General features: G+C 63.3%; 17 protein-coding genes and 1 tRNA gene. 13 read left to right on the top strand and 5 right to left on the bottom strand.

Going from position 1 to position 21,367, the window contains the following annotated elements; translation table 11 throughout:
- Positions 1–49 precede the first annotated feature (49 nt).
- The 11 genes from lepB to HAD_RS14910 all read left to right on the top strand — a co-directional run bounded on the left by lepB (position 50) and on the right by HAD_RS14910 (position 10,556).
- Positions 50–931: a signal peptidase I gene (lepB, locus tag HAD_RS14960; protein ID WP_241765384.1), complete on the top strand. Its 882-nt coding sequence runs from the start codon at positions 50–52 to the stop codon at positions 929–931.
- A gap of 112 nt (positions 932–1,043) precedes the next feature.
- On the top strand, positions 1,044–1,640 hold the full coding sequence (locus tag HAD_RS14955; protein WP_035573160.1) for a histidine phosphatase family protein: 597 nt from the start codon (positions 1,044–1,046) through the stop codon (positions 1,638–1,640).
- 84 nt (positions 1,641–1,724) lie between these two features.
- A complete protein-coding gene (locus tag HAD_RS14950) occupies positions 1,725–1,970 on the top strand; it encodes an exodeoxyribonuclease VII small subunit (RefSeq protein ID WP_035573158.1) in 246 nt (81 codons plus the stop codon).
- A 7-nt stretch (positions 1,971–1,977) separates the two neighbouring features.
- Entirely contained in the window at positions 1,978–2,874 is an 897-nt protein-coding gene (locus tag HAD_RS14945; RefSeq protein WP_051596355.1) for a polyprenyl synthetase family protein, read from the top strand.
- A gap of 39 nt (positions 2,875–2,913) precedes the next feature.
- Positions 2,914–4,836 carry a 1-deoxy-D-xylulose-5-phosphate synthase gene (dxs, locus tag HAD_RS14940; protein WP_035573156.1) on the top strand — a complete coding sequence of 641 codons (1,923 nt, stop codon included), beginning with the start codon at positions 2,914–2,916 and terminating at the stop codon, positions 4,834–4,836.
- A 70-nt stretch (positions 4,837–4,906) separates the two neighbouring features.
- Positions 4,907–5,548 carry a hypothetical protein gene (locus tag HAD_RS14935; protein WP_156942304.1) on the top strand — a complete coding sequence of 214 codons (642 nt, stop codon included), beginning with the start codon at positions 4,907–4,909 and terminating at the stop codon, positions 5,546–5,548.
- Between the two features lie 99 nt (positions 5,549–5,647).
- Positions 5,648–6,298 (top strand): hypothetical protein, encoded by a 651-nt coding sequence (locus HAD_RS14930; protein ID WP_035573152.1) that lies wholly within the window; start codon positions 5,648–5,650, stop codon positions 6,296–6,298.
- Between the two features lie 176 nt (positions 6,299–6,474).
- Positions 6,475–8,226 (top strand): class I adenylate-forming enzyme family protein, encoded by a 1,752-nt coding sequence (locus HAD_RS14925; RefSeq protein ID WP_035573150.1) that lies wholly within the window; start codon positions 6,475–6,477, stop codon positions 8,224–8,226.
- Positions 8,227–8,230: 4 nt separating this feature from the next.
- Positions 8,231–9,247, top strand: coding sequence for an aldo/keto reductase (locus tag HAD_RS14920; RefSeq protein WP_035573148.1), 1,017 nt, complete (start codon positions 8,231–8,233; stop codon positions 9,245–9,247).
- Positions 9,240–9,893, top strand: a complete 654-nt coding sequence (locus HAD_RS14915; RefSeq protein WP_051596354.1) for a DUF938 domain-containing protein — start codon at positions 9,240–9,242, stop codon at positions 9,891–9,893. The genes HAD_RS14920 and HAD_RS14915 overlap by 8 nt, the downstream gene beginning before the upstream one ends.
- Positions 9,894–9,944: 51 nt before the next feature.
- Positions 9,945–10,556, top strand: coding sequence for a hypothetical protein (locus HAD_RS14910; RefSeq protein WP_035573147.1), 612 nt, complete (start codon positions 9,945–9,947; stop codon positions 10,554–10,556).
- A gap of 26 nt (positions 10,557–10,582) precedes the next feature.
- Here HAD_RS14910 and metG read toward each other — a convergent pair whose 3' ends face one another.
- Both metG and HAD_RS14900 read right to left on the bottom strand, forming a co-directional pair.
- The gene (metG, locus tag HAD_RS14905) at positions 10,583–12,319 is read right to left on the bottom strand and encodes a methionine--tRNA ligase (protein WP_035573145.1); all 1,737 of its coding nucleotides are present in this window, start codon (positions 12,317–12,319) and stop codon (positions 10,583–10,585) included.
- Between the two features lie 254 nt (positions 12,320–12,573).
- Positions 12,574–13,053, bottom strand: a complete 480-nt coding sequence (locus HAD_RS14900; RefSeq protein ID WP_156942303.1) for an OmpA family protein — start codon at positions 13,051–13,053, stop codon at positions 12,574–12,576.
- A gap of 371 nt (positions 13,054–13,424) precedes the next feature.
- On the opposite strand from HAD_RS14900, the gene HAD_RS14895 reads away from it, so the two are divergent.
- Positions 13,425–13,500, top strand: a tRNA-Thr gene (locus HAD_RS14895).
- Between the two features lie 112 nt (positions 13,501–13,612).
- Positions 13,613–14,602 carry a LysR family transcriptional regulator gene (locus HAD_RS14890; RefSeq protein ID WP_035573141.1) on the top strand — a complete coding sequence of 330 codons (990 nt, stop codon included), beginning with the start codon at positions 13,613–13,615 and terminating at the stop codon, positions 14,600–14,602.
- A 47-nt stretch (positions 14,603–14,649) separates the two neighbouring features.
- Here HAD_RS14890 and HAD_RS18185 read toward each other — a convergent pair whose 3' ends face one another.
- From HAD_RS18185 to HAD_RS14875, 3 genes are all read right to left on the bottom strand, one after another.
- The gene (locus tag HAD_RS18185) at positions 14,650–14,976 is read right to left on the bottom strand and encodes a helix-turn-helix domain-containing protein (RefSeq protein WP_051596353.1); all 327 of its coding nucleotides are present in this window, start codon (positions 14,974–14,976) and stop codon (positions 14,650–14,652) included.
- A gap of 316 nt (positions 14,977–15,292) precedes the next feature.
- Positions 15,293–19,411, bottom strand: coding sequence for a translocation/assembly module TamB domain-containing protein (locus HAD_RS14880; protein WP_035573139.1), 4,119 nt, complete (start codon positions 19,409–19,411; stop codon positions 15,293–15,295).
- Positions 19,411–21,258, bottom strand: coding sequence for an autotransporter assembly complex protein TamA (locus HAD_RS14875; protein WP_084331996.1), 1,848 nt, complete (start codon positions 21,256–21,258; stop codon positions 19,411–19,413). The genes HAD_RS14880 and HAD_RS14875 overlap by 1 nt, the downstream gene beginning before the upstream one ends.
- Positions 21,259–21,367: the final 109 nt, after the last annotated feature.

Below are 21,367 nucleotides of genomic sequence, written 5' to 3'. Positions count from 1 at the left end.
AGTTTTCGGCTTCGCAATCAGTTGGGATTTCGTCTAAGAAAGGCCCCTCTTGAAAGACGATAGCGAGGCCTCGATGGCACGAGATGGCGAAAAGGCCGCGCAGGGCGCCGACGACGCGCCCACAACACTCGCCGACAAGGTGAAGCAGGAATTGAAGGAATGGGGCGCCACGCTGGCTGTGTTCGTTCCGTTGTTCATGCTGTTCTCCGGCCTCGCTTACGAGCAGCGCGTGATCCCCTCCGAAAGCATGGTGCCGACGCTTCAGGTGTCTGACCGCGTGGCGGTGGCCAAGTTCGCCTATGGCTATGACCGCTATTCGCTGCCGTTCAGCCTGGGCCGCTACCTGCCATTGCCGAAGGGGCGCATCTTTGCGCGTGACCCGAAGCGCGGCGATGTCGTCGTGTTCGAGCATCCGCACGCCGGCAAGGTGATGATCAAGCGCGTGATCGGCCTGCCGGGCGATCAGGTCCAGATGATCGACGAGCAGGTTTACATCAATGGCGAACCGCTTCCGAGCGAATATGTCCGCTCCGTCCGCTATGTTCCGCACGGCACCAACTGGGTGGCGACGGCATATGAATGGCGCGAGACGGCGGAAGACGGGAAAAGCTGGATGACCGACCGCCAGGAAGCGGGTGACCGGGGCGACAATACGGTGCTGTTCATCGTGCCCAAGGGCCATGTCTTCATGATGGGCGACAACCGGGACAATTCGCTCGACAGCCGTTTCCTGTCCGGCCACTGCCCGCCGGTCGGCAATGTGGTCGATCGGGCAGGGTGTCCGCTGGCCGTTGACCCGAAAGAGGCATCCGTCGGCTTCGTGCCGATGGATCACCTGATGGGACGGGCCGATACGGTCCTGATGAGCTTCTATCGCTGCAAGCTGATGGATGGCGAGAAGTGCCCGAAACGGGTGTGGAAGGGACTGTAGCCCGCTGGAAAGCCGGGATTACTGCCTTGTCGCTTCCGGCCAACCTCGCTAGTGGCTGGAAGTTCGCGGGGCAATTCGCCCTATCGGACTAGAACGGACGGACCGCACGGCGATGCCAGGATCGACATCGACAGCAGGCCGGCGCGGCCCCATCGTGATTTCGCGTCACGGCAAGCCTGCGCTGGACCGCACCGCCGGGCCGCGGCTCGATTGGCGCCAGTACAAGGATTGGTGGGCCCGCTACGAGGAAAGCCCGCTGGCCGAGGGGCAGGTCGCGCCGCAGGCTCTGAAAGACGCGGTGAAGGATGCCGACCTCGTCTTCGCGTCCGGCCGCATCCGCGCACAGGAAACGGCTGCCCGCGCGGCGCCGCACATGACGGCGGAAAATGACCCGATCTTCAACGAGGCCCCGCTGCCGCCGCCGATGCTGCCGCGGGTGCGCTACCTTCCGAAAACGTGGAACATCCTTGCCCGGGCGGCCTGGCTGAACGGTCATGCGCTGGACGGGGAAAGCGTCGTCCAGGCGCGTCTGCGGGCCATGGAAGCGGCGCAGAAGCTGCACGAAGCGTCCGAGGATGCAAAGGTCTACCTGGCCGCGCATGGCTGGTTCAATCGCATGATGCGGCCGGAGCTGAAGAAGCTCGGCTGGAAATGCGTCCGCGACGGTGGAGATTCCTATTGGAGTTTCCGCGTCTACGAATACCGGTGAATCCCGGGTCGAAATCGAATTGACAGAGGTTGTGATGGGCCCGGCACGGCTCTAGTGTCCGGGCGATCCGAAACGTGAGGCGACATGGCAGACCCGAAGGAAAAACCCGTCGACAAGATGAGCTTCGAAGAGGCGCTTGCCGAACTCGAAGGCATCGTGCGCCAGCTGGAAGCTGGTGAGGTCGAGCTTGAAAAATCGATCGCCATCTATGAACGCGGCGCCGCCCTGAAGGCGCATTGCGAATCGCGTCTCAAGGCAGCGGAACTGAAGGTCGAACAGATCGTGCAGGGGGCCAGCGGCCCCTCCACAGAACCTGCAAGCTTCGACTAGGCCTGCCATGGGGGAGGTGATCGACTTCGATCTGCGCCTGAAGGAAGTTGCCGACAAGGTGACGGTGGCGCTGGACCAGCTGATCCCGCCCGCGTCCGGGCCGGAGGCAGACCTGATGCGCGCGATGCGTCATGCCGCCCTCGCCAACGGAAAACGCATGCGGCCCTTCTTCCTGCTGGAAGCCGGTGCCATGTTCGACGCGCCGGAAAAGTCGCTCCTGCGGGCGGCGGCGGCGCTGGAGTGCGTGCATTGCTATTCGCTGGTGCATGATGACCTGCCCTGCATGGATGACGATGATTTCCGCCGCGGCCAGCCGACGGTCCACAAAGCGTTCGACGAAGCGACGGCCGTCCTGGCGGGCGATGCCCTGCTGACGCTGGCCTTCAAGATCCTCTCGTCCCGGGAGACTCATCCGGACGCCGAAGTGCGGGCCAGGCTGATCGAGCGGCTCGCCGATTCCGCGGGGGCGCGGGGCATGGTGGGCGGCCAGATGATCGACATGCTGGAGAGCGAAAGTCCCCGTGACCTGAACACGATCACCCGCATGCAGCGCCTGAAAACCGGCGCTCTGATCTCCTACGCAACCGAGGCGGCGGGAATCATCGGCCATGCGCATGAACAGGAACGCAGTGCTCTGGCCGGCTTTTCGAACGATCTCGGCCTGGCCTACCAGATTGCCGACGACCTGCTGGATGCGACCGGCGATGAGCAGGCGGTTGGCAAGGCGCTGGCCAAGGACGAAAACGCCGGAAAGGCTAATTTCGTTACGATTCTGGGCATCGACGGGGCCCGCCAGCGGGTACAGCTCCTGGCGGACCAGGCGAAGGAACACCTCGCAATTTTTCGCGAAAAGGCCAATATACTGCTGCAATCAGTCGATTTTGTTCTTGATAGAACACACTAGACAGACAGAACGCCGTCACCCAGAAGGTCCGACAGAAAGATGACCGACACCAGACCCAACCGCCTGCTCGACGCGATCGACTCGCCCGACGACCTTAAAGGCCGTTCGCGGGCAGAGCTGAAGCAGATCGCGAATGAAGTGCGCGAAGAGGTGATTGATGTCGTCTCGGTGACCGGCGGGCATCTCGGGTCCGGCCTCGGCGTCGTCGAACTGACGGTCGCCATTCATTCGATCTTCGATACGCCGAAAGACAAGCTGATCTGGGATGTCGGCCATCAGTGCTATCCCCACAAGATCCTTACCGGCCGCCGCGACCGCATGCGCACGCTGCGCCAGGGTGGTGGCCTGTCCGGCTTCACCAAACGGTCGGAGAGCGAATACGACCCCTTCGGGGCGGCCCATGCCTCGACCTCGATCTCTGCCGGGCTCGGCTTTGCCAAGGCGCGGGACATCCAGGAAGAGAATTCCAATGTCATCGCAGTGATCGGCGACGGCTCCATGTCAGCCGGCATGGCCTATGAGGCGATGAACAATGCGGGCGCCGACAAGTCGCGCCTGATTGTCATCCTGAACGATAATGACATGTCCATCGCTCCGCCGGTCGGGGCGATGAGCAACCACCTCTCTCAGCTTGTCTCTTCGCGGCCGTATCGCGGCCTGCGCCGGATTGCCAAGAAAGTCGTTGCGCCGATGGGCCTCGAAAGCCCGGCCCGGCGTGCGGAGGAGTTCCTGCGCGGCTTCGCCATGGGCGGCACGCTGTTCGAGGAACTGGGCTTCTATTATGTCGGCCCGGTCGACGGGCATGACCTCGATGTCCTGATCCCGATCCTCGAAAACGTGAAGGCCATGCGTGACGGGCCGATCCTGATCCACGTCGTCACGCAGAAGGGCAAGGGCTACGCCCCGGCCGAGAATTCCGCCGACAAGTATCACGGCGTTTCGAAATTCTCCGTCATCACGGGCGAACAGTCCAAGCCGAAACCGAAGGCGCCGGCCTACCAGAAAGTTTTCGGCCAGACGCTGACGCAGCTGGCGGAAAAGGACGACCGGATCTGCGCGATCACGGCGGCCATGCCCTCCGGCACGTCGACCGATATCTTTGCCGCAAAATTCCCTGACCGTCATTTCGATGTCGGGATCGCCGAGCAGCATGGCGTGACGTTCGCCGCGGGCCTCGCCGCAGACGGCATGAAGCCGTTCTGCGCGATCTATTCCACCTTCCTGCAGCGCGGCTATGATCAGGTCGTGCATGACGTGGCCATTCAGAAGCTGCCTGTGCGCTTCGCCATCGATCGCGCCGGTCTCGTCGGCGCCGATGGGGCAACGCATGCCGGCAGTTTCGACATCGGCTATCTCGGCGCGCTGCCAGGCATGATCTGCATGGCGGCAGGCGACGAGGCCGAACTGGCCCGCATGGTTCTGACGTCACTGGAAATCGACGACCGGCCGAGCGCCTTCAGGTATCCGCGCGGCGAAGGCGTCGGCGTGGACATGCCGGAGGTGCTGACCCCGCTGGAAATCGGCAAGGGCCGGGTCATCCGCGAAGGCACCACTGTGGCGATCCTGTCCTATGGCACGCGCCTCGGCGAAGCGATGAAGGCGGCAGACATGCTGGCCGCGCAGGGCTTGTCGGCAACGGTTGCCGATGCCCGCTTCGCCAAGCCGCTGGACACAGACCTGGTCGACCGGCTCGCGAAAGAGCACGAAGTCCTGATCACGATTGAGGAAGGCGCCACCGGCGGCTTTGGCAGTTTCGTTCTGGAATACCTGGCACGCAGCGGCGGGCTCGACAGTGGGCTGAAGATCCGGCCGATGACGCTGCCGGACGAATTCCAGGACCAGGACACGCCTTACAACATGTATGAGACTGCCGGTCTCAACGCCCGGCATATCGCCGCCCGCGCCATCGAGGCGCTTGGCCGGGGCGACATTGCCGAAATCGAGCGTCTGGCCAGAGCTTGACCCGGGCCTGACGCAGTGCCTAACTGAAATGCAATTTGCGGCGCCGGGCGAAGCCCGGTTAGGTGCGGTCATGCGTGTTTACCGTTCCTTTCTGGCGGCCCTGATGCTGGCCGTCGCTGCCGCTTGCGCATCTGCGCCCGAGCCGGCCATTCCCTTTTCAGACCGCCTGGCGGCAGCTGAAGCTGCGCCGAACCCCTATCAAACCGATGCAGCGCTGACGGCGCTGCTGGCCGATCCGTCGCTGAAACAGGACGAGCGGGCTGAAGCGCTTTACCGGCGTGGCAGCCTGCGCCGACTGGCGGCGGACAACCGGCGCGGCGCCGTGGCCGACCTTGAGGCGATGCTGGCCCTCGCCCCCGACCATCCGCGCGCGGGGCAGGCAGAGATCGAACTTGATCTTGCCCGGTCAGACCTCGAAGCGCTTGAACCCCGCCTCGGCTATATGCTGACCCTGTCGCAATGGTTCGACGTTTCCTGGACGTTGGGCGACCGAGAGGCGCCGGCTCTGCGGTACCAGAAATCAGGCATCAGCCCGAATGAAGCGCAAACGCAAAGGCTGAAAGACGCAGGATTCATCTGCGGTGCGGACGGGGCAGGTGGACCGGTGCAGGGCGCCGGGGATCCGCGCGACTGGCTGGAAGGCCTCACCTGGTGCAATCCGCTGTCCGAACCGGTCGAAGCGGAGGCAGAAACGGGTGATGTGGAGGGGTAAAGACCACACAAAATTCACAATCCGGCCCTGCCACCGTACGTGTTGCACGTCTAACAACAACGCCATTGCCTCAACCTTGCCTGTACGGAGCTTCCGATCATGATTCGCCTCAGCCTCGCCGCCGCCGCATCCGCCCTTGTCCTGGCCGCCTGTAGTTCGACGCCCACCCCGGAAGCCGAAACGGCTGTCGCCGTTTCCACCACGATCGAGGTGTCGCCCTATGAACTGGCGATGCAGACCGTCGAAGAACTGGTGACCGCTGGCAACACACAGGCCGCGATTGACCGGCTGACCCAGTTGACGGGCAACCCGTCGCTCAACCGCGATGAGCTGGCGGAAGTGCTTTATCGCCGCGGCGAACTGCGTCTTGGCGAACATGGCTACGACACAATGGGCGCGATTGAGGACTTCGAGGAAATCCTGGCCGACTACAGTGATACCGAGTGGAGCACGGCGGCCGCCTCCATGCTGGACAGCGCCCGCGGCAAGGCGACGTCACTGAACGCGCTCCTCGCTCAGCCGGAAACGACCCGGACGCAGAAATTCAACATCCTGATGGAACTGGGCCGCCATGACGACGCCATCGACCTGATGCTGGCCAATGACCTGACGCCGGACAATGAGGCGCTGCTGGCCATGTACCAGATCGGTTACCTCTGCGAGGACGATGCCCTGACGGGCCGGACCTATGACCTGACCGAGCCGGACGGAACCTATCACGAGCTCCGTTTCTGCGACTTCGGGAAATAACCAGACGTAGACTGTAGTATCTATTGCAGCTCGCAAGCGCGATTCAGGGATATTTCTGCAGTTCCTGCCGTAAGGTAAGGTGCCAGAATCCCTGAACCGCGGCCTTGCGGCCTCTTCAAACCCGGCCCTCGGCGTGGTTGTGTGGCGCGAACCATATAACCTTCCCGAGGAAACCCATGTCATCAGAGCTGCTTCCCCCCAATTGGCCCGCCATGTCCATCGCCGAGGCCAACGCCGCCCTTGCGGCCCCAGGTTCTCCGGTCGAGGTGGAAGACACGGTTGTGGATGGCGTCCCGTCCAAGGGCTACACGAACGCGCCGCCGAACATCCATTCGATCCTGTTCCTGGCGGCCATGACGCATCCGGACCGGGACTACATCGTCTACCAGGATGAGCGCGTCACCTATAAGGCGATGCTGCGCGCGGTGGAGAATTTCGCCGCCACGCTGCGCGACACGTATGGCGTCACCAAGGGGGACCGCGTGGCCGTGGTCATGCGGAACTATCCGCAGTGGCCGGTTGCCTTCTATGCGGCGCTGAGCCTGGGCGCCATCGCGACGCCGATGAATTCCTGGTGGACCGGAGAGGAGCTGCAGTACGGCCTGTCCTTTGCGGGCGTGAAGGCAGCGGTCGTCGATCCGCAGATCTTCGAACGCATCCACGAACATATGGAAGACCTGCCGGACCTGAAGCACGTGATCATCGCACGCGACCCGGGTGACGAGCACAATCATCCGTGCGTCTCCACAATGGAAGAAGCGATCGGTCCGGCCAATTCCTGGGCGGACCTGCCGGAGCTTGGCATGCCGAACGTCGATGTCGGCCCGGATGACGACGCCACAATCATGTACACGTCGGGCACGACGGGTAAGCCGAAAGGGGCGCTTGCGACCCACCGCGCCGTCATCGCGAACATGTTCAACTCGCTGACCTGTACGGCGCGGATGTACCTGCGCAAAGGTGAGCCGGTGCCGGAGCCGGATCCTGAAGTGACGCGGGCAACGCTGATGTCGATCCCGTTCTTCCACGCTACCGGGTCCTTCGCGATCCTGATCCCGACCGCCCTGCGCGGCGACAAGATCGTGACGATGTACAAATGGGACGCCGGGGAGGCGCTGCCGATCATCGAACGTGAACGCATCACCAGCGTTGGCGGTGTGCCGGCGATCGCCTGGCAGGTGCTGGAACATCCGGATCGCGAAAAGTACGACCTGTCCTCGATCGAGGTGGTCTCCTATGGCGGGGCGCCGTCTGCACCGGAACTTGTTTCCACAATCAAGCGCCGCCTGCCGAATGCCGCGCCCGGCAATGGCTGGGGCATGACAGAGACCTGCGCGACGGTGACGCTGAACATTGGCGAAGACTATGTGAACCGTCCGACCAGCGCAGGCGCGCCGCCGTCTGCCGTGGAGCTGAAAATCTGCGACCCGGAGGGCAATCCCGTTGCTGAAGGGGAAGTCGGCGAACTGTGGTGCAAGAGCCCATCGAACTGCAAGCTTTACTGGAACCGTCCGGATGCCACCGCGGAGACGTTCCGCAATGGCTGGGTCGTGACGGGTGACCTAGCCCGCCTCGACGAGGAAGGCTTCCTCTACCTGGTCGACCGCGCGAAAGACATGCTGATCCGCGGCGGCGAGAACATCTACAGCATCGAAGTGGAAAGCGCCCTCTACGACCACCCGGCCGTGATGGACGCTGCCGTCGTCGGCATTCCGCACAAGGTGCTGGGCGAGGAAGTCGGCGCGGTCGTGCAGCTGAAGCCCGGTATGAGCGTGAGCGAGGATGAGCTGCGCGCCCATGTCGCCAATCAGCTGGCCGCGTTCAAGGTGCCGGTCGAGATCCATTTCAAGGAAGAACCGCTGCCGCGCAATGCAAACGGCAAGATCCTGAAAAACGAATTGCGGGAGCAGTTCACACCACGGGGATAATCGAATGGGCGTACAACGTCGCAAGATCGGAGACCGGGAGGTTTACCCGGTTGGCCTTGGCTGCATGAACATTTGTCATGCCTATGGGCCGCCGCTTCCGGAGGATGAGGCGAAGGCGCTCCTCACCCGGTCGCTCGACCTTGGCTACGACTTTCTCGACACCGCGACGATCTATGGTGTTGGCCGAAGTGAAGAGCTGATCGGCGAGGCGCTCGGCCACCGGCGCCAGGAATATTTCCTGGCCAGCAAGTGCGTGCTGGACGTCCGCGATGGCGAGCGTGTGCTGGATGGCCGGCCCGAGGCCATCAAGGCCGCGTGCGAAGCGAGCCTGAAGCGTCTGAAAACAGATGTGATCGACCTCTATTATCTGCACCGGCCGGATCCGAATGTGCCCATCGAAGACTCAGTCGGCGCACTGGCGGACCTTGTATCCGAAGGCAAGATCCGGTTTGCGGGCCTGTCGGAAATGGGGGCGGAGGACCTGCGCCGCGGCGCAGCAGTCCATCCCATCGCGGCGATGCAGTCTGAATATTCGCTTTGGGTTCGCAACCCCGAGATCGCCGTCATGCAGGCCTGCGAAGAACTGGGCACGGCGCTGGTGGCTTTCTCGCCGGTTGGCCGCGGCTTCCTCGCGGACCCGCCTGCGGACCCCGCAAATTTCCATGAAACGGACATGCGCGTCCGCGCATTTCCGCGCTTCAGGCCGGAGTACTATTCGGGCAACCTGCCCCTGCTGGCTGAGGCAAAAGCCATGGCAGAGGAGGCCGGTTGTTCCGTCGCCCAGCTCGCCATTGCCTGGACGCTGGCAAAGGGCCCGAACGTGCTGCCGATTCCCGGCACGACGAACCTGAAACATCTGGAAGAAAACCACCGCGCGGCAGAGGTAACGCTGACGCCGGAACAGGTTGCGCGCCTTGATGCGCACTTCGCGCCGGAACGGGCGGTCGGCCCGCGCTACAATAGGATTGGGCAGGCGACTGTGACGACAGAGATGTACGATTTCGAGAAGGCGAATGGCTGACGAGAAGCCAGTCGCGCTGGAGCCTCGCGAAGATGGCGGCGATGGCCGCCGTTACGCGCCCTCGACCGCACGTAACCGCGAACCCGTCCGCGATGTGTTTGCCGCGCAGGGGCTGACCAGCGGGCAGGTGCTGGAGATCGCATCCGGTACCGGCGAGCACGGCGCGTTTCTGACCGATGCCTTTCCCGAGCTGCACTGGACCTATTCCGATATCGATCCGGCGGGCCGCATCAGCCAGCAAGCCTGGCGCGGCGCGGCCGAACATGACCGCCTGTCCGGGCCCTTGGCCATCGACGCCTCATCGGACAACTGGGGAGAGGTTGAAGGCAAGGCGTGGGACCTGATTGTCTCCGTGAACATGGTCCACATTTCGCCCTTCGCTGCGACCGAGGGCCTGTTGCGAGGCGCCGGACGACTGCTGAAGCCAGGCGGGCACTTGTTCCTCTATGGCCCCTACGCCCGGAATGGTGACATCGCCCCGTCGAATGCTGCGTTCAGCGAGAACCTCCAATCGCGCGACCCGGCCTGGGGCGTGCGTGACCTGGACCTCGATCTCGTTCCGCTGGCGTCCCGGGAAGGGCTCCGGCTCAAGCCGGTGATTCAGATGCCATCAAACAATCTGTCAGTATTATTCAGGCGGTCGTGACCGGTGCGGTCCTGATCATAACCACCAGCGTTTCGGGAGCATCGGGAAAACATGTCGGACCACACAGACCGGATACTTGGAAAGATTCATGAGCTTGAACTGGAGCTCGAAGCGGAATTTGCCAAAAAACGGGCGGGGTTCCGGTATGGCATGGAACGCGGCCGCATCCTGTTCGATCAGGAAGTGGTCCGCCGGCACCATGAGCTGCGGAAGGCGCTGATCCCATACCTGTTGAGCGCGCGTTTCTGGGTCGTGGTAACCGCGCCGGTCATATATTCCCTGATCGTGGTCTTTGTGGTCCTGGATCTCTGGGTGTCGCTCTACCAGGCCATTTGCTTCCGGGTGTATGGCATTCCTCAGGTCAGGCGCCGCGACTATCTGGTGTTCGACCGGAAAAGCCTCGCTTACCTGAATGCGATGGAGAAGCTGAATTGCGCCTATTGCTCCTACGCGAACGGCGTGATCGCCTATGTCCGCGAAGTTGCTGCGCGCACGGAACAATACTGGTGCCCGATCAAGCAGGCGCGCCGTGTGATCGGCAGGCACGCGCGCTATGCGGAGTTCACCGAATATGGAGACGCAGAACACTACCGGGAACGGCTGCGCAGCCTCCGGGAAGACTTGCGGGACGAAGCGGAGCCTGAGACCCCGCCCGACGCCTAGGTCCGATTTGCCTTTGCTGAAAGGCTCTAGTCTTCCTTGCCACCGCCGAAGCGCTCAGCCCATTCGGCAACCTGGGCGTCTTCGATCTTCTGGAAAAGGACTTCAGGCGGTGAGATGGCCATGCCATGCGGCAGGGCATCCAGCAGGGCGGCAAAGTCAGCATCTGCCGCCGGGAAGTTCCGGTTCTCTTCCGGGATGTTCAATGCGTCGAGAATCTTCTTCGCGGCGCCCGGTATGATGGGCTGGGCGATGATGCCGAACAGCGCCGCCAGGTTGAGGCCCGCGCGCACACCAATGGCTGCCGCATCGACATCCGATTTGTACTTCACCCACGGCTCGGCCTTGGTGAGATACTCGTTCCCTGCAGCCCAGATGGCGCGCGTTTCGGCAGCGGCCTTGCGGAACTCCATCGTTTCGTAATGTTCGATCAGGCGGGGCAGGCGCTCTTTCAGCTCATTGACCATCCACGCTTCAGCGTCGCCCGGCGTGCCGGCATCCGGCACCTGTCCATCGAATTTTGAAGCGGTGTACTTGGTAATCCGGTTCACGAAATTGCCGAGCACGTTGGCGAGGTCGGAATTGACGGCGCTTTGGAAGCCTTCCCATGTGAACGCCGCGTCGGAGCCTTCCGGCGCGTTGGCGATCAGATACCAGCGCCAATAGTCCGCCGGCAGCAGGTCCAGCGCCTGATCCATGAACACGCCGCGCTTGTTGGACGTTGAGAACTTGCCGCCATACCAGGTGACCCAGTTGAAGGCTTTCAGCTTGTCGACCGTCTTCCACGGCTCGCCGCAGCCAAGTAGCGTCACCGGGAACGATACGGTGTGGAATGCGACATTGTCCTTGCCCATGAACTGGACATACTCGACTTCGTCGGCGCCCTTGTCTGTCTTCCAGAGGCTTTCCCAGTCATTGCCGGTTGCCTCTGCCCATTCCTGCGTCGCGGAGATGTAGCCGATCGGCGCATCGAACCAGACATAGAAGACCTTGTCTTCATAACCGGGACGCGGGTTGCCGTCCGCATCCGTTACTTTCACGCCCCAGCTCAGGTCACGTGTGATGGCACGCGCGATCAGGCCTTCGTCCAGCCATTTGTTGGCGATGGAGACCGCAAGGCTCGGCCACTGGGCGCCCTTGCTGTTCACCCATTCGCGAATGCGGTCCTGCATCTGGCCTTGGAGCAGGTAGAGGTGGTTGGTATCGCGGATCTCGATGTTCCGGCTTCCTGAAACCGACGAGTACGGATCGATCAGGTCGACGGGGTCCAACAGGCGTCCGCAATTATCGCATTGGTCGCCGCGGGCTTTTTCAAAGCCGCAGGTCGGGCAGGTGCCTTCGACATAGCGGTCCGGCAGGAAGCGGCCATCGTCCACTGAGTAGACCTGCTGGGATGTCCGCTCCTCGATGAGGCCCTGCTTTTCCAGCGCCTGGGCAAGATGCTGGGTAACCTTGTGGTTTGCCGGACGAGACGTGCGGCCGAACCAGTCGAAGGCCAGGCTGAAGCCTTCGCCGGCGGCACGCTGGATTTCATACTGTTCGTCACAATAATCCTGCACGCTGACGCCAGCGGCCTGCGCTGCGAGTTCCGCGGGGGTGCCATGTTCGTCCGTGGCGCAGATATAGGTCACATCGTGGCCGAGGAGGCGCATCACCCGGGAATACACGTCAGCCGGAAGCATCGACCCGGCCAGATTGCCGAGATGCTTGACGCCGTTGATATACGGCAGGGCAGAGGTGACGAGGATGCGCCGGGGTTGCGTCATGGGATGTCAGTCTTTTCCGTTTTGTGCCTTCAGGACCGCGATTCGAGGCCTTCCAGCCGCGCGGAGCCTGTCTTTTAACGCGGACTGCAGGAATTGAAAGAAACGGAGCAGACAAAAACCTTCGTCACGACAGTGTCTTGGCGACTCCGGGCGTCAAGAAAAGCCCCGGAACGGCAGGGCCGGTCCGGGGCAGTCGACGGTGCAGGCGCGGTGATCTGACCTGCACCGTTTTGGAGGGGGAGGGGAAATCGGCCTCAGAGGCCGTAAACAGGCTTTACGTCCAGATTGAGATCCACGCGGCGGGCCATCGGCTCCACAGGCACCTCAGCCGACGCCGCATTGGCGTTGACTTTGCGGAAGCTCGTCTCGATGCGCGGGGCAGAGACGCCCCGGTCTGACAGGGCCTGCAGCACCGCTGCGGCGCGCGCTTCTGACAATTGTGCCAGCTCGGCGTCCGTGTGGGCCTCTTCAGATACGACAGAGACGTCGATATCGGTGACGGCGCAGCCATCCAGACTGTTGGTGGCAGCATTCAGTGCCCGGACGGAATAGGAGGACAGCATGGTCTCGTAGGCCGGGAAGTAAATGGACAGCTTCATGTCCTCGCAGACCGGCTTGCGGGCCACATAGACAGGCTCTGCCGGGGGCGGCTTTGGTGCGTCGGAAACTGCCGGCAGCGCGGCGAGCGCTCCAACCAGGCCAAGACCTGCGGCCGCGAATAGCGTGCGTTTCATAACGGTCTCCTTCATGCTCATCTCTTGCTCCATCAATCCCTGGGAACTCTTCCGGTTCCTGTGCCCTTGCATGAACAAAGGGATAGGCGCGGTTTGCGGCTGAAATGTGCACCTGCCGGGGCGAATGAGGCGGAGCCAAGGAAATTGGAAGGAATCCGGAAATTGGCCGGGAAAGCGCTTTTAAATCATCAGTCTGGATGGCTCTGGCGGCCCGCATTCTCGCCTCACAGGAGAATCCTGGCAGCAAATATGGCAAGTCCGGGGCAGGGAAGCGGTCCAGGCCAGTCCGGAAGACTGTACTTCCTCTGCCAGGTGTGGAGCGCCTGCTTGCATCCGGCGGAGCTTCCGATTAGTGACGGGGTTCCTCATGGGCCGGCTTAGCTCAGCTGGTAGAGCATCTGATTTGTAATCAGAGGGTCGCGGGTTCGAGTCCTGCAGCCGGCACCATGCAGGAAAATACCGCATCCTGTGGCCAAATATCCCATCGCATGTGCCAAAGTATTGCGCTGGCGGCGGCTTGCCTGTGTAGTCACCCCTCCAATGGGAAGAGGTGACGAGCGTGAGCGAACCGGAAGGCATTATTCTGACCGAACGGATGGATTGGGATAACATGCGCGTATTCCGCATCGTGGCGGAACTCGGCAGCATGAACGCCGCCGCCCATCGTCTCCAGGAATCCGCGCCCACGATCGGCCGCAAGATAGACCAGCTGGAAAAAGACCTGAACACGGTCCTGCTCGTGCGGACGACGCGCGGGGTTGAGCTGACCGATGCTGGCCGGATCGCGCTGAGCCACATCCACGCCATGGCCGAGTCGGTCGGTGAGGTCTTTGAGTATGCCGGTAATCGTGACCGCGATGTCGAGGGGCGTATCGTGCTGGCCACGGGGGATGGTCTGGGACCTTACTGGATCGCGCCGCGCCTGCCGGAGTTCCAGGCCGCCAATCCGAAGGTCCAGCTGCGCATGCGGGTCGTGGATGCCGTGCCGGACCTGCTGGAAGGCGAGGCAGATATCGCGATCCAGTTCACCGAGCCCAAATCTCCGGAGATCATCGGCCGAAAGCTGGGCGTGCTGCACTATATGAGCTTCGCCTCCGACGCTTATCTGAACGAGTGCGAGCAGCTGCCCAACAGCCTGTTCGAATATTTTCGCTACAAGACAATCCTTCACGAAGGCTATGTGAACCAGATCGAGCGCTGGGCGCCGCGTGTGGCCGAGCTGAAGAAGATGATCGACTATTCGTTGGTAACCAACTCCGCGGCTGCCATGATCGAGGTCTGCGCGCATGGCGGGGGCATTGCTGTCCTGCCATCCTATATCGGCGAGGTGGACGAGCGGGTGAAGCCGCTGAACCTGCCGGAGATCGCGCCGATCCAGTTCTGGCTGACTTATACAGAGCGGGTGCGGCGGCTACCTCAGGGGCAGGCCGTGCTGGATTGGCTGTGGACCATTTTCGACGAACGCCGGGTCGCCTGGTTCCGGGATGCTTTTGTGCATCCCGATCAGGTGAAACATGGCGCTGAATCCCAGATCACCCGGACTTTCTAGGCGTACTCGAAAGCCGGGCGTTCAGAACTTCCAGGACTAGGGCAGGATCAGTCTGCCGACAGGGCCTTCAGCACGCGGGCCATGGAGCCGAGCTTGTCGACGGAATTGGCCCGGTTGATCCAGGAGTGGCATTCATTGCGGGCCTTCTCCAGCGGATCAGGGGCATTGCCCTTGTTGGAGTTGGCGTCTTCGAACAGGTCGGTGATATCAACGCGCAGCACGTCGGCGACGTTCGAAAGCATGCCGGCGCTCAGGCGGTTTGTGCCGGTTTCATACTTTTGCAATTGCTGATGAGAGATGCCGAGTTCGGATCCGAGCTCAGCAAGTGTCATGTTTCTGTCGAGGCGAAGTTTGCGTATTTTTTCACCCACCATCTGGTCGATTGCGGTGGGGGCGCGGGATGTAGTCTGTCGGCGAGATGGCACGTCCAATATCCTCAGAAGTTTACAGATTATCGGAGTCCAAAATCTTCTCTCTTAGGGTGTAGAAGCAATGTGAGGGCTTATAAAAAATTTGAAGGACGCACCCATAGGGGTTGTTCGATAGCGAATATTACATTCTCTTGGACCGTATGTATAGGCACTCTAATCGCCTATAATAACGGAGATTATCCTTAGGGGTGCCGAGCCCCAATTAAAGGTGGAAGTTCGTCTGTAAGTTGCTGAGACATCAGGGGATTCCGGCCCAGTGTCAGTAGTCCTTTTTCCACCGGATGGAGACCTTGCTGTCGCCTGTGGCATTGGTCTCTGACGTTACGGAAACCTGTGGCCGGGGTTGCCATTCGACCTCGACAGAGCTGCCCTCGGCACCTGCAGATTTCAGTTCCAGATATACGTCATCGCTCAGATATTGACCAACACCAATTTGAGCACCGCCAGTTTCAGATGTTCCGATAGAGAATCGGTCGATGCCGAGCGCGGCCTGGAACTCGCTGGCGGGGTCAAATCCGGTCGAGTTTCCGGACAGTTTGGCAATGGTGCTGGCCAGCTGAGCAGCTTCCAGCGCGGACAGGTCCATGGAGGAGCGGCCAAACAGGAGCCGGGACAGGATCTCGTCCTGCGGCAGGTCGGGGGAGCTGGAGAGCTCGATGACCGGCTTCACCGGTGAGCCGGTCACATTTACCCGGACATCAAAGTCATTCACGGACCGTTCGGCGGCCAGGTCGATCCGCGCGCGGTTCACGGGGCCGTCGAATGTGATGGTGCCGGAGTCGAACACGAAAGGCCGGCCGGCGAGGTCGAGGTCCCCGCGGACCAGTGTGGTTGTGCCATCAAGGCGTGGGGCGGCGGGGGTGCCGGTCAGTTTCAGGTCCGCCCGCCATTCGCTGTCGAGGCCGCGTCCGGTCACGTAGACGCGGCGATCGGCATTTATGTCGATGTCCAGCGCCAGCGTCCGGCGCAGGCGGCTGGTGTCGGCTTCGGGCGGCGGGTCGTCGGTCCAGCGCACGTCCAGCGCGTGCGGACGGGAAGATGGCAGGTTGTCCAGCGAATAGCGGGCCTGGGTGATGGTCACTTCCCCTGACAGCCGCCGGGTCTCGGCGCTGTCGGTCAGCACCAGCTTGCCGGTGCCGCGGGCATGATCGCCATCCCGATTGAAGAGGAGCAGGTTCCGGAACTCGGCGTCGAGGTCCGTACCCTCACCGGCGAGACGTCCGTTCAGCGAGAAGGTGCCGCCTCCCGGGGCGCCGGCCTTGCCGGTCACTTTGAGGACCGCTCCGTCATAATCGGCATCGGCTGTGATGCCTGACAGCTGGAAGCCCATGCTGCCGAGTTCATAGGTGCCGTCCCGGATGCTGGCGCTGGCTTCATACTCTGGCGCCTCCAGCGTTCCGGAGAGGCTGGCCGAAGCGTCGATGGACCCGCCGACGTCGTGTCCGAACGCCAGCGCAGCGGTGCGCAGTACGGCAAGGTCTCCGGTCAGGCTGGCCTGGCCCGTCAATGGGGCCGTCCGTTCCGGCGCGACCAGTTTCCCGGCCTCGGCCGTCACGGGCACAACGGCGCCGCCTTTCAGGACAAGGCGGCCGCCATAGTCGCTGCGCAGGTCCAGGGAGAGACCGCTGCGGGTCAGTGTGCCGTCGAGGTTCATCATGAAAGAGGAATCGAGCCCAGGCACGTCGCTGGCCGCCACAATGTGAATTGTGCCGGACGGGTCTGCGCCGAAGACCTGCATATCGCCATGACCTTCGAGGTGGGTGCGGTTCGTCGTCGTTTCGTAGAGGGCGAGCACCGGGCTGAGGTCGATGCCGGTCGCATCGAAGACGAGACGGGTGTCATCGCCGCCCCCGGTAAAGCCCGCCTTGATCCGGCCGCTCAGCAGGGAAACATCGGCGTCGAGTTCCGGTGTCTCGCCAAGGCGCCAGTGCGCCGGTGCGGCGGTTGCGATCGGTTCGCCGAGCGCCGTACCGGAGAGTTCGAACATGCCGTTTGCGGCCGGGGCGCCGAAACTGGCGGAGGCGATGAAGGTCAGGTCGGTGGGGTAGTTGGGCACCTCGGAGATGAACCGGGCGCGGATATCGTAGCCTTCGGGCGCATTGCGCAGCGTGGCGTTTGCCTTGTCGAACACAATTCCCCGGCCCGGGCCGAGGGCGAGGTCGGTGACCGTCAGATCCGCTGCCAGGGCCAGCGGGTCGCCGTCCTGGCGCTCGAAGTGGATTGAGCCTTTGGCCTCGCGGGCCTCGCCGCTGCTCCAGGACAGGGCGGTGCCGTCGACATTGATATCGCCCGTCAGATCGCCGGAATCTGCAAGCGTTACGGCGCCGGTGAACGCGCCCGGGCCGAGGGTGCCGGTCAGGTCTGCCAGCTGTGTGGTGCCATCGGCGCGGATGAGGTTGGCATCGGCCGAGACAGCCTCGCCATCCGCGGTGGCGCGCAGGGTCAGCGGGCCGGAGATGCGCGCTTTGGTGCTGGTCAGCTTCGCGGTGAGGGCGAGGTCGTCGACCTGGCGCCCGGCGCCTGTTGCGCTGCCGCCGGAGGTGTCGATGTCATAATGAAGGGCGCCCGGACGGCCACCAAGCTGGACTTGCGCATGACCAAGCGTGACCTCCCAGCCACCTGCGCTGACTGGGGCGGACTGTGTCAGCGAGGCCCGCACATCACTGTTGCCTGACCATGCCCAATTGCCTGCCGCCGTGACGACCGCCCGCTGGCCAGCCAGCCGCGCAGACGAAATGTTCAGCGCGCCGGGCTTCACCTGAAGCGAGGCCTTGAGCGTCGGGGCCGTGCCGGTCAGCTGGACGAGCGGGTCCGGCAGTCCGGCGAGCTCACTCGCGGCGAGGCTGAAATCGATGGCCGGCCGGGTGAGGGCGCCGGTGACCGAGAACGGGCCGGTCAGCTGGCCGCGCGCGCCGCCGGGCAGCGGGTCGAGCGCGGTGTCGAGTGTGCCGGAGAGGTCGAGCGTCTGTGCGGCAAGGTCGATCGTGCCAGCGACCCCGACGCGGCCTTTGGACAGGACGGCGTCTGTCTGGTCGAACACGACCTGCCGGGCGGCGCGGTCATAGCGGCCCTCGACGTGGAGGGGCGTCGTCTCGCCGAACAGCGGCGCGGCGGCGCTGATGCGGCCCAGCAGACGGGTGATTTTCAGATCGCCCGAAAAGGTGATGTCCGGCTGGCCGATGGTGACTTTGACGGGTCCGTTGGCCTGTTCGAAGGGCAAGGCATTTTCGCCGCTGACCTTCAGTCCGGCCTTGCCTTGCAACAACCAGTCGTCCCGGTCCTTCGCGGCCGTGCCGATGAAAGAGAGCTGGCCCGGTTCACCCAGAATGGGCTGGAGGTCCGCGACCTCGACATCCAGGTCGGCGGCCTCCGTCAGAGTCCAGCTGCGCGTATCGATGTTGCCGCGAACTGACAGCTGACCGGCCCGCAGGGAGGTTTCCAGACCGAAGGGCGCCTCGCGCCGCCCGGTGGTGCTTTCAAGGCGGATGCTGGCAGTCTCGCCGACCAGCGACACGATCTGGCGGCCCAGCATGGGCAGGCGCGTGGCGTCGAGGTCTGCATCGGCGGTGAGGCGCTTGTCCTTGATCTTCAGCCGCGCGGTGGCGGCGGGCTGGTCGCCAATGATCAGCGTGGCGTCGCCGGTCGCGGCTTCGGGCGTGCCGGACGCGGTTGCCTTCAGTGAGACGCCCGTGCCGGTGTCGAGGCCGATCAGGTTTGCGATCACGCCGCCGGGGGCGCCATTGATGTCGGCATCCAGGCTGAAGGGGCCGGTGTCGTCGCGGCGCAGGTCGATCAGGAAGCGGTCGCTGCCGGTGTCGCGCGGCGAGGCATCAAGGCGGGCGGCCAGCGTGCGTCCGGCCTGGTCATACCGGCCGGTGACATCGAAATGTGCTTCCGGTCCGGCAAACCCTTCCTGGAAAGCAAGGTCGGGAATTCTCAGGCTACGGAGCTTGATGCGAATGTCTGAACTGCCGCCGCTGGAGGGCGCCTGGTCTTCTGTCACTGGGCGGCGGATGAAGTTGAGCTCCCCGGCGGACAGGGCCTTCACGTCAACGAGGCCGGAGATGAGGGCCATGGGGGCCCAGTCAACCGACACGTTCTGCGCGACGACCCATTCGCCCTCTGCATCGCGCACGGCCAGGCGGCGCAGATGCATCTTGCCCAGCGGGTCACCGGAAAGGCCTTCGGCGTCGATCGTGCCATAGGCGCCCGCCTTGCGTCCGTCGATTTGCGACAAGAGCCAGGCGCGTCCGCCATCGCTGGCGATCCAGAGGCGCGCGGAGATGACGGCGATCGTCACGGCCAGCAGCAGGGCCGCAGCTGCCGTCAGCCACGGGTGTTTCCGGATTGGGGCAAGGAAGGTCCGCAGGGCTGCCATCAGAAGGCCTGCCCGATGGAGATATAGACCTGCACCGGGTCGTCCCCGTCACGCGGACTGATCGGCGTGGCGATGTCGAGCCGGATCGGGCCGAAACCCGGATAGTAGCGCACGCCAAGACCGAAGGCGCTGCGCAGGTCTCCGAAGACTTCGCCGAAATCAGCGGCGGCAGCGCCCGTGTCGACAAAGGCGGCGTAGCCCCAGCGCTTCGACTTGCGCCAGCGCAGTTCAAGCGACGCATCGAACAGCGCTTCGCCACCGACATAGTCGCCATCGGCGTTCTGCGGCGACAGGGACTGGTAGGCATAGCCGCGTACCGTGCCACCACCGCCTGCGAAGAAGAGGCGGTCGGCCGGGACGTCCGTATCGCCGAGGAAGCCGCCCGCTTCGACGCGTGCTGCGGCGACCAGGCTGTCCGTAAACGAATGGTAGGTCGTCGCATTGGACAGATAGCGGGTGTAGACGGCATTCACGGTGCCGGTGGAGACACTGGGTTCCAGCGTCAGGAACAGGCGGTTGCCGTCCTGCGGGTCCAGCGTGTTCTTGACCGTGTTGTAGGTGGCGCTGAGCGGCGTGAAGAAGGTGACCTGATCAATCGGGTCCGAGGGGCCGGAGCGCGTCAGGGCGTATTCGACGGTGCGGGTTACATCGACATAGGCACCGGCCGAGATGGTGAAATTCTTGTTGAACGGCTGTGACAGGGTTGCGCCGGTTTTCAGGCCGGTCAGGTCGTAGGCATCGGTCTCCAGCTGCCGGGCACCAATTTCCGCATCCAGCGTCCGCCCATAGCGGCCGATATTGGGCAGTTCGTACTTGGCGGTCAGGTTGCGGCTGATATTGGCGACGGCGCCTTCCACGCGCACCTTGTCGCCGCGGCCCGTGATGTTGCGCTTCTCCCAATAGGTGTCGATCCCGGCGCCTTCCGTCGTGGACAGCGATGCGCCGACGCCGACAGAGCGCGGTTTCGATTCCGCCAGCAACAGCTCGACCGGATAGGTGCCGTCCGCGTCCGGCGTCTCGGATATTTCGATGCCGATCCCGTCATACAGGCCGGACGAGCGCAGGCGCGTTCTCAGCGTCCGGATCTTGTCCGGCGTATAATACTCGCCCGGCTGCCAGGTGCGCATGACGCGGACGGCCCGAGGGCGCGTGGAGATTTCGTCTGGCAGCACAAGCTCGCCGAGCTTGACGCGCGGGCCGGGGATCAGCGTGTAGGTGACCTCGACGTTCGCATCCGCGCGGGACGCCAGAACGTCGATGTCGCCGCTGATGGCAAAGGCGTAGCCCGCATTCTTCATATGGCTCACCAGCAATGCGTCCATCCGTTCGATGGAACTGGTGTGCGCGGGACCGCCGATCAGCAGACCCTTTTGGGCCTTGTTGACCTCCTCCCGCGTGCCGGCGTCGATGTCGCCAACGAAATCCACCGTGACGGAGGCGATGCGGAAGCGTTTGCCGGGGGTGATCTCGATCCGGGGCGTACTGGTGGACTGTTCGATCCGTTGCGGCACGGCACGGGCGGCGAGATAGCCTTCGGAGGCGAGGAATTCCTCGACCGTCCCGGCGGCGCGGTCAGCCCGGCGCCGGGCCTCCAGCAGGGAGGCAGGCGGGGCCTGATAGGTCTGCAGGACCGAATCCGCGCGGTCGGCGAGATTGTCGGGGATGCCGTCCAGGTCGGCCGGCGTGTAGACGGTCCCGGTTACGCCGCCATTCGCGCCGTTTCCACCCAGCAGCGAGCATGCCGAAAGGCTGCCAGCCAGCGCCAGGCTGGCGGCACAACGGGCGAGGCCCGTGCCCGTCTGACGCGGGCGGGAAGATAAGTGACGGCTGGCCATCGATTTAACCATGCGAGTTCTGGACCATATTCCTCTGTATCTCGTGAATATGGGGGCTGAGATTGCCTGAATCCTGCATGAACTGCGGTAACTTCCTGTTAGGTGGATGGCGCTGATACGA

The sequence above is a fragment of the Hyphomonas adhaerens MHS-3 genome, from assembly GCF_000685235.1.
GTDB classification, from domain to species: Bacteria; Pseudomonadota; Alphaproteobacteria; order Caulobacterales; family Hyphomonadaceae; genus Hyphomonas; species Hyphomonas adhaerens.
The sequence above is the reverse complement of the archived record's forward strand: the minus strand, read 5'-3'. Positions and strand labels throughout refer to the sequence as shown.